The organism is Streptomyces sp. PTY087I2, from assembly GCF_001687325.1.
Taxonomy (GTDB): domain Bacteria; phylum Actinomycetota; class Actinomycetes; order Streptomycetales; family Streptomycetaceae; genus Streptomyces.
In genome coordinates, this window is the sequence record NZ_LZRD01000020.1 from 157,521 (window position 1) to 166,316 (window position 8,796).

The 8,796-nt window shown below is 74.5% G+C and carries 5 protein-coding genes; 1 reads left to right on the top strand and 4 read right to left on the bottom strand.

All coding sequences use genetic code 11. From position 1 onward, the window contains the following. Positions 1-227: 227 nt before the first annotated feature. From A3Q37_RS23115 to A3Q37_RS23130, 4 genes are all read right to left on the bottom strand, one after another. Positions 228-1,064: an LPXTG cell wall anchor domain-containing protein gene (locus tag A3Q37_RS23115; RefSeq protein ID WP_065487533.1), complete on the bottom strand. Its 837-nt coding sequence runs from the start codon at positions 1,062-1,064 to the stop codon at positions 228-230. 332 nt (positions 1,065-1,396) lie between these two features. After that, positions 1,397-2,503, bottom strand: a complete 1,107-nt coding sequence (gene prfB / locus A3Q37_RS23120) for a peptide chain release factor 2 (RefSeq protein WP_030708835.1) — start codon at positions 2,501-2,503, stop codon at positions 1,397-1,399. Positions 2,504-2,585: 82 nt separating this feature from the next. After that, complete coding sequence (locus A3Q37_RS23125; RefSeq protein ID WP_065487534.1) at positions 2,586-3,830, bottom strand: serine/threonine-protein kinase; 1,245 nt, start codon at positions 3,828-3,830, stop codon at positions 2,586-2,588. Positions 3,831-4,056: 226 nt separating this feature from the next. Beyond that, positions 4,057-5,736: a serine/threonine-protein kinase gene (locus tag A3Q37_RS23130; protein ID WP_065487535.1), complete on the bottom strand. Its 1,680-nt coding sequence runs from the start codon at positions 5,734-5,736 to the stop codon at positions 4,057-4,059. 490 nt (positions 5,737-6,226) lie between these two features. On the opposite strand from A3Q37_RS23130, the gene A3Q37_RS37950 reads away from it, so the two are divergent. Continuing rightward, positions 6,227-8,796 (top strand): FHA domain-containing protein (locus A3Q37_RS37950; RefSeq protein WP_255311911.1); only part of this gene is annotated, 2,570 nt, incomplete at its 3' end.

Consider the following 8,796-nt stretch of genomic DNA (forward strand, 5'->3'; position numbering starts at 1 on the left):
CGCGGCCGCTGGTGGCCGCCGCTCACCGCCCCGTCGGGGCGCACAGACGTATGCGTACGGCCGCCTGAGCGGTCCGGACGCGCGGAAGGGCCCGGGAGGACGTACGACGCCTCCCGGGCCCTTCGTCATGCTGTGCTGCGCCGCGTACGGGCCTGATCCGCGCCCGCTACGCGCCGGTACGGCCGGTCACGGTCCGCGGCAGCTGCCGCGGACCCGGACGTCCGGATCTAGGCGACCGTGCGGCCGCCGCCGACCAGGCGCGGCAGGATGCGGAAGCCGATGCCGCCCGCGATCATCGTCGCGGCGCCGATGACCAGGAAGGTCGTCTCGGCCGCACCGGTCTCGGCGAGCTCTTCCTTGCCCTTGCTCTGCTCGACCGGCTTGTTGCCGACGCTGTCGGTGTCGGTGTTGTCGGTGCACTCGGCGCCGTCGAGGTCGACGGTGCAGCCGGCGTCGTCGCCACCGGTGGCGGAACCGCCGGTCGCGCTGGAGCCGCCCTGGTCGCCGCCGGTGGAACCCGAGGTACCGGGGGTGCCGGTGGAGCCCGAGGTGCCCGGGGTGCCCGTGGTGGTCTCGCCGGTGGTCTCACCCGTGGTGGTCTCACCGGTCGTCGAGGTCTCACCGGTGGTGGACGTCTCGCCGGTCGTCTCACCGGTGGTGGTCTCGCCCGTGGTGGACGTCTCGCCGGTGGTCTCACCGGTCGTCGTCTCGCCGGTGGTCTCGCCCGTGGTGGTCTCACCGGTGGTGGACGTCTCACCCGTGGTCTCGCCGGTGGTGGTCTCGCCGGTCGTCTCACCGGTCGTGGTCTCGCCGGTGGTCTCACCCGTGGTGGTCTCGCCCGCCGCGCCGCCCGGGTCGGCGCCGCCGATCGGGTCGTCGTCGCCGTCGATGCCCAGCCCGACGTCGATGCCGTTCTCGTCGGCCTGGACCTGGACGTCCGCGACGCCGGTGTCGACGCCGATCTCCAGCGCCTGCGCCGCACCGGCCGCAGTCAGCGAGGCACCCGCTGCGATAACCGCACCAGCGGCTATCCGCGCGACGCGAACACGCGTCTTCTTCGTCATCTGTTGCTACCCCCAGTAGCCGATCTCGTCAGTGGAGCAGCCATATGCGGGCAGCGGGCCCAGCCGGGAATCGCTCACGGCAAGGCCACGTCGTGTCGTGGTCACCCCGCCCCGCCCCCCGGTACACACCCGCCCCAGACATACGCATGCTGCTCCAGCACCCTGACCAGAGTTAAGGATTACGTCAAGGCCGTTCCATGCACTAGGCACCGATTTAGGGCGAGTTGACGCCTATTCGGAAGCGTGACTGTGACGCATCGGGCACAGATCCTCCCCAACGCAGGAGGGCCCGGACAGATCCCCGTCCGGGCCCAACCTCCGTACCGCTGAAGCTACTTCTCGCGCTGCTTGCGCCAGCGGATGCCCGCCTCGACGAAGCCGTCGATCTCGCCGTTGAAGACCGCTTCGGGGTTGCCCATCTCGAACTCCGTACGCAGGTCCTTGACCATCTGGTACGGGTGGAGGACGTACGAACGCATCTGGTTGCCCCAGGAGTTGCCGCCGTCGCCCTTGAGCGCGTTCATCTTGGCCTGCTCCTCCTGGCGGCGGCGCTCAAGAAGCTTCGCCTGGAGGACGTTCATCGCGGACGCCTTGTTCTGGATCTGCGAGCGCTCGTTCTGGCAGGAGACGACGATGCCGGTGGGCAGGTGGGTCAGACGGACCGCGGAGTCCGTGGTGTTGACGCCCTGTCCGCCGGGGCCCGAGGAACGGTACACGTCCACGCGCAGCTCGGACTCGTCGATCTCGATGTGGTCGGTCTGCTCGACGACCGGGAGCACCTCGACGCCCGCGAAGGACGTCTGGCGGCGGCCCTGGTTGTCGAAGGGCGAGATGCGGACCAGGCGGTGGGTGCCCTGCTCGACGGAGAGGGTGCCGTAGGCGTACGGGACCTGGACGGCGAAGGTGGTCGACTTGATGCCGGCCTCTTCGGCGTACGCCGTCTCGTAGACCTCGGTCTTGTAGTTGTGCTGCTCGGCCCAGCGGAGATACATGCGCTGGAGCTTCTCGGCGAAGTCGGCGGCGTCGACGCCGCCGGCCTCGGCGCGGATGGTCACGAGGGCCTCGCGCGCGTCGTACTCGCCGGAGAGGAGCGTGCGGACCTCCATCTCGTCCAGCGCCTTCTTCACCGACTCCAGCTCGGCCTCCGCCTCCGCCTGGGCGTCGGCGTCGCCCTCGGCCTCGGCGAGCTCGAAGAGGACTTCGAGGTCGTCGATACGGCCGCGCAGGGCCTCGGCCTTGCGGACCTCGGCCTGGAGGTGCGAAAGCTTGCTGGTGATCTTCTGGGCCGCGTCCGGGTCGTCCCACAGGGACGGCGCCGCTGCCTGCTCCTCGAGCGCGGCGATGTCCGCCCTCAGCGCATCCAGGTCCAGGACGGCCTCGATCGACCCCATGGTCGAGGAGAGGGACTTCAGCTCTTCGGAAATATCGACGACTGCCACGGGTCCAGCGTAACGGCTGGGCGGATGAAGCTTGCCCTCACCCGGGAACCGGCCGGGAAACCGGCCCGGGGCAGGGGTGCGCTCACGGGGTCGCCGGGGCCGAGTTCTCGCTGTCCTGGGGCGCCCCGTCGCCGTCACCGCCGCCGGTGGCGAGCCAGCCGCCGACCGCGACGGCCGCGCAGAGCAGCACGGCGGCGGCACCCAGCGTGATGCGGCGCTTGCGGACGGACGCCGCCTTGTTACGGGCGGAGCCGGGCCGGGGCTTTCCGGGGGCGCGGGGGGCGCGGGCCGTGCCGAGGGGGCCGCCCGCCAGCTCGTCCGGGGCCGGGACGCGCATGCTCGTGTGGGTGTCCCGGTTGGAGTCGGGGGCGGAGCCGGGCACCAGCGGGACCGCGCCGCGGCGGCGGGGCTCGTCGCCGGCCGGGGTGTACTGCTGCTCGTCGTAGGCCGGGCCCTGCTCGCTCTCCTCCGGGCCCGGCTCGTCCACCTCCAGCGGCGGTATCCCCGCCAGCAGGGGCAGCAGATCACGCAGCCGTACGGCCAGCTCCGAGGCGCGCAGCCGGGAGGCGGGGGCCTTGGCCAGGCACTGGACGAGGAGCTGCCAGAGCTCCTCGGGGATGCCGGGGAGCGGGACGACGGTCTCGGTGACATGGCGGCGCAGGACCGCGCCGGGGTGGCCGCCGCCGAAGGGCGTGAACCCGGCGAGCAGCTCGTACAGCACGGTCGCGAGCGCGTAGATGTCGACGGCGGCGCGCGGCGGGAGGCCCTCGACGATCTCGGGGGCCAGGTAGTCCGGCGTACCGATGATCTTCGTGGCCTTGGTGCGGCGCGGGGTGTCGATCAGCTTGGCGACACCGAAGTCGGTGAGCAGGGCGGGGTGGGCGCCGCCGGGGCCGAGCGGGCCCTCCATGTCGAGCAGGATGTTCTCCGGCTTGACGTCCCGGTGGACGATCTGGGCCTTGTGCGCGGCGGCCAGCCCGTCGGCGACGTCCGCGATGATCGCGACGGCGGCCTCGGGGGCGAGGCGGCGCTCGCGGTCCAGGCGGGTGCGCAGATCGGTGCCGCGTACGAGGGTCATGACCAGGGCGAGGTCGTTGCCGTCCACGACGAGGTCCCGGACGGCGACCACGTGCGGGTGGTCGAGTCCGAGCAGGGCGGTGCGCTCCTGTACGAAGCGGCCCACGAGCTCCTGATCGGACGCGAGGTCCTCACGGAGCAGCTTGATGGCGACCGGGCCCTCGGGCCCTTCGCCGAGCCATACCGTGCCGGCGCTGCCGCGCCCCAGGATCTGGTGGGCCGTGTACCGGCTGCCGATATTCCGTGCCAAGACTGCTCCCTCAGCGGCTGGCGGTGGACCCCCGGTCGACAAAGTTACGCGGCGTTCGGGGTGTCACGCGCCCAGGATGGCACCGACCTTCACTTCTCCGGGCGAATGGGCCCGGAGAAGTCGACAAAGAGACAGCGTTACGGGTCGGGGCGGGCCGTTACGCGTCGGGCCGCGCCCGGGCCTCGGACGTACGGGTCAGGCGCCCCCGGGCCTCTCGGCGTACGGGTCAGGCGCCGCCCGAGCCGCCTGCGCTGTCGCCGAGCTTGGAGAACCACTCGGAGACCTTGCCGACCGCGTCGCCGATCGCTTCCCAGTAGCCCTTGCCCTCGGCGACCCAGTCCTGGAGCGGGGTCAGCTCCCAGATCAGCCAGCCGGCGACGATCAGGAGCACCAGGGTGAACAGACAGCCCTTGAGACAGCCGAGCCCGGGGATGCGCATCGGGTTGGCGCCGCGCTGCCGGGGCGGACGCGGCTCGCGCGGCTGCCGGGGGGCCGGCTGCTGGGGCTGCTGCGGCTGCGGGGGCGCGTACTGCTGCCGCTGGGGCTGCTGGTAGCGCTGCGGTTGCTGTTGTTGCTGCTGCTGATACGGGTACTGCTGCTGGAGGGGCTGCTGCCTGCGCTGCGCGGGCTGCTGCTGCCGCTGGGGAGGCTGCTGCGGGGGCTGCTGGCGCTGGGGGCGGCGGCGCAGCGGGTCCTGGCTCGGGTCCAGGTACTGCACCTGGGTCTGCTCGTTGCGGTCGCGGGCCGCCTGGAGCTGCGACTGCCAGGGGTGCGGGCCGTCCGGCTGCGGCGGCCCGTCGGGGCGCTGCGGCACGGGCGGCAGGACGGCGGTCGGGTCGGCGTGACCCTGGTTGCCGCCCGGGCCCGGGCCCTGTCCCCCGGGGCCGGTCTGCGGGAGCACGCTGGTGGCCGCGGCGGGGTCGTAGGAGCCCGCGTTGCTCGGCAGCACCTGGGTGGGGTCGGCCGCGCCCGGGGTCTCCGGGACGGCCGTGGGCGCCGGGTCGGGGGCGAGCAGGGCGCCCACCCCGTCGGCGGCGGCGATCTGGGCGGAGTTCGCGTGGACGCCGATGCCCGAGGCGACCGTACGCAGACCACGGGCCAGGTTCTCGGCGCTGGGCCGCCGGTCCGGGTCCTTGCTCAGGCAGCGTTCTATGACCGTCCACAGCGGTCCGGGGACGGTGGAGGGCCGGCGGGGCTCCTCGCTGAGGTGCCGGTGCAGGACTTCGAGGGCGGTGCCCCCGGAGAACGGCGGACGGCCGGTGACCAGCTCGTACAGCAGGATGCCCGCGCCGTAGATGTCCACGGCGGAGGTCTGCGGGCGGCCCTCGGCGGACTCGGGAGCCACATAGGCGGGGGTGCCGACGAACTCGTGCGTACGGGTCAGCCCCGGGGAGTCCGCGAGGCGCGCGATGCCGAAGTCGGTGAGCATCGGGGTCATGCCGCCGTCGCGCTCGTCGAGCAGCACGTTGGCGGGCTTGAGGTCGCGGTGGACGACGCCGTCGGCGTGGCTGGCGGCGAGCGCGTCCGCGATCTGCGCGGTGAGGAGGGCGGCGGCGACCGGGGTGAGCGGGCCGTTCTCGCGGAGGTAGCGGTGCAGGTCGGGGCCGTCGATCAGGTCCATGACGAGGGCGAGGAGATCGCCCTCGACGACGAGGTCCCGGGTGCGCACGATGTTGGGGTGCGTGAGCCGCAGCAGGACGGAGCGCTCCCGCAGGAACCGCATCACCACGTCGGCGTCGTTGGCCAGCTCCTCCTTGAGGACCTTGATGGCCACGGTCTCGCCGGGCTGACCCGCGACGGCTGCCTCGGCACCCGCGGTCTCCCGCTGGCGGGCTCGCCAGACGGTGCCCGTGGCGCCGCGCCCGAGCGGCTCCTCCAGGAGGTACTTGCTGCCTACCGGCCGCACGTCATGCGCTCCCTGCTGATCGTGGTGCTCGCGGGCCCCAGGGGTGTCGTGCCGCCGGGCCCGCCCAGATGTTCCGGCCCACTGTAATGCCGCCGAACGGGGCACCGGGGGCTCACGTTTCGAGGGAAGACGCGGAGACCCGGCGGAAGGTTGCCGCACACCTGATCACGGGCCGGTCGGACGTTCGGCGATCCGGTGCCGGATTCGGCCCGGGACGCGGCGGACAACCCCCGGGAACCCCTCCGAGCGGCGGGATCCGGACGCAAGCAGGCACTTTTGCGCCCACAGCCGACCATTCAAGATCATTTAAAGGTGACCGCCGGGCGTGTTGTCAGTGGCAGGTGCGAGGATGCCTCCAGCACGGATCCGCGGGCGTCGGAGCCCACGGTCCGTGACGACCTGTACGGACGACGTGTCCGTGCCGGGTGGGGGGAATCACAGGGCGTTTCCCCTGCCGGGCACCCTCGCGCAGAAGGGACCGCTGACGGCGATGCAGATCCGGCTGACCGTCCTCGCGCCGCGCAGCGGCCAGACCCCGGCGCGCTCCTGCGACGTGCTCGTGACCGCCCCCGCCGGGACGGCGCTGGCCGCGGTGGCCTCCCAGCTGGCCGCCGCCGTGTCGGGGCCCGAGAGCTCCCAGGGCGGCGGGGCGGTCGTGCTCTTCGCCGGGCGGGAGCGGCTGGACGGGCACCGCATCGCGCTGGGCGAGCCGCCGCTGGTGGACGGCGCGGTCCTCTCGCTCCAGGTCCCCGGCGACGACGAGGCGACGGACGACGCCGTTCCGGCCCAGCTCCATGTGGTGGCGGGTCCCGACGCGGGCGGCGTCCATCTGCTGCACGGCGGGCAGATCCGGATCGGCCGCTCCGCCGACGCGGACGTCCCGCTCGACGACCCGGACGTGTCCCGGCTGCACTGCGCGGTGACGGTCTCCGACGACGGCCGGGTCTCGGTCGCCGACCTCGGTTCGACGAACGGCACCTCGCTGGACGGCGTCGAGGTCCGTGAGCGACCGGTCCGCCTCACCCCCGGCGCGCTGCTGCGGCTCGGCGAATCCACGCTCCGCCTCACCTCGGGCTCCCGCCCGGCGACGCTCCCGACCGCCCCGGACGGCGAGGGCCACCTGCGGGTGACCCGCGCCGAGCCGGGGGCGGCCGCCCCCGGCCAGCTCCCCGGCGCTCCCGTGCCCTCCGGGGCGTACGAGGACCTGGCCCCGTCCCCCGACGAGGCCTCCTGGCCGGAGCGCGCCGAGCCCGGCTCGGGTGCGTACGGGGGCGGGCCCGGTGCCTACGCGGGGGCCGACGATCCCGCCCGCCCCGAGGAGCCCGCCGAGGCTCCGGCGCCCCGGCGCGGCATAGGGGCCTGGGCGAGACGACTCAAGGGCGGCGCGAAGGGCGAGCAGGGGACGGGGCCGGAGGTTGGGCCTGCTGCCGGGGCCGGTGAGCGGACCGATGCGTACGGTGCTGCCCGCACCTCGGGGGGTCCGGGCGGGGAGGCGGCGTATGGCTCGTCGCCGTACGGGGCGGGGGCTTATGGCTCCGGTGAGCGCGGGGCGGGTGTGGACGGGCCCGGAGCACGGGGATCGGCCACGTATGGGGCGGAGGCGTACGGGTCTGAGGGGTACGGAGCCGGTGCGTACGGGGCCGGGGGGCAGGGTTCCGGTGGGCCGGGCGGGTCCGGGGGGCGTGGGTCGGATGCGGGCTCATCCGGCGGACCGGGCGGGTCCGGTGGAAGCGGCTCCGCCGCGGGCTCATCAGGCGGGCATGGCTTCGGCGGGCACGGGCCGGGGGCAGGCTCGTCCGGCGGGCACGGGGCCCGCGGGCGTGGCTTCGGCGAGCAGGGTTCGGGTGGGCGCGGGTCGGATGCGGGCTCATCCGGGCACGGCTCCGGTGGGCACGGGGCGGCTGCGGGCTTCTCCGGTGGGCCGGGCGGGTCCGGGGGGCGCGGGGCGGCTGCGGGCTCGTCCGGGCACGGCTCCGGCGGGCATAGGGCGGGGCCGGGCTTCTCCGGCGGGCCGGGCCGGGCCGGCGATCTGGGCGGCGGGTCGTCAGGGGCCGGGCATCTTGCCTCGCCGGCCTCACCCGGCTCCCCTTTCTCCGCGCTGCCCTCCGCGCCCGAGGGCACCTGGCCGGACCCCGCCGCCGTGCTGCTCACCGCGCTCGGCCCCGGGCCCCGGCTCTGGGAGCGCCACCCGAAGCACCCGGAAGCCCTGGTCGTACGGCTCGGCACGACCGACCGGGCCGAGGTGCCCGCCGTGCCGGTGACCGTGGGGCTGCGGGAGGCCGGTTCGCTCGGGCTCGCCGGTCCGCGCGCCCGGCTGGCGGGGCTGGCCCGCGCGACGGTGGCGCAGCTCGCCGCGCTGCACTCCCCGTTCGACCTGGAGATCGTCCTGATCTCCACGGACCGTTCCCGCACCCTGGAGGAGCGGCGGCGCGAGTGGTCCTGGCTGGGGTGGCTCCCGCATCTGCGCCCGACGCACGGGCAGGACTGCCGGCTGCTCCTCGCGTACGACCGTGAGCAGGCGGAGGTCCGCGCGGCCGAGCTGGTGCGCCGCCTCGACGAGGGCCCTCTCGGCCCCGGCTGGCCGCATCTGGACCGGGCCGCGGTGGCCGAGGCCGCCCGCGCCCACACGGGCCCGCACACGGTGGTCGTCCTGGACGGCGACCCGGGTACGGCGTTCCTGCGCGAGACCACGGCACGGCTGGCCGGGGCGGGCGCGGCCGCCGGGATCCACCTGATCTGCCTGGCCGAGACCCCGGCGGCCTCCCCCACCTCCCCGGTGGCCGCGACGTACGAGGCCGCGTGCCGGAGCTCCATCGCCTTCCGGGAGTGCGGGGCCGTCGCGATGCTGAGCGGCGATGTCGCCACGGCGCTGCGCCTGCTGCGTACGGCGGGCGGGCAGGCCGCGGGGCACGGGACGGTGGCTGCCGTGGACGCGGTGTCGGCGGCCTGGGCCGAGCGGTTCGGGCGGGCGCTCGCGCCGTTGCGGGAGGAGGGCTCGGCCGCGCTGGCGGGCCGCCCGACGACCGCCGCGCTGCCGCCGTCCGCCCGGCTGCTGGACGA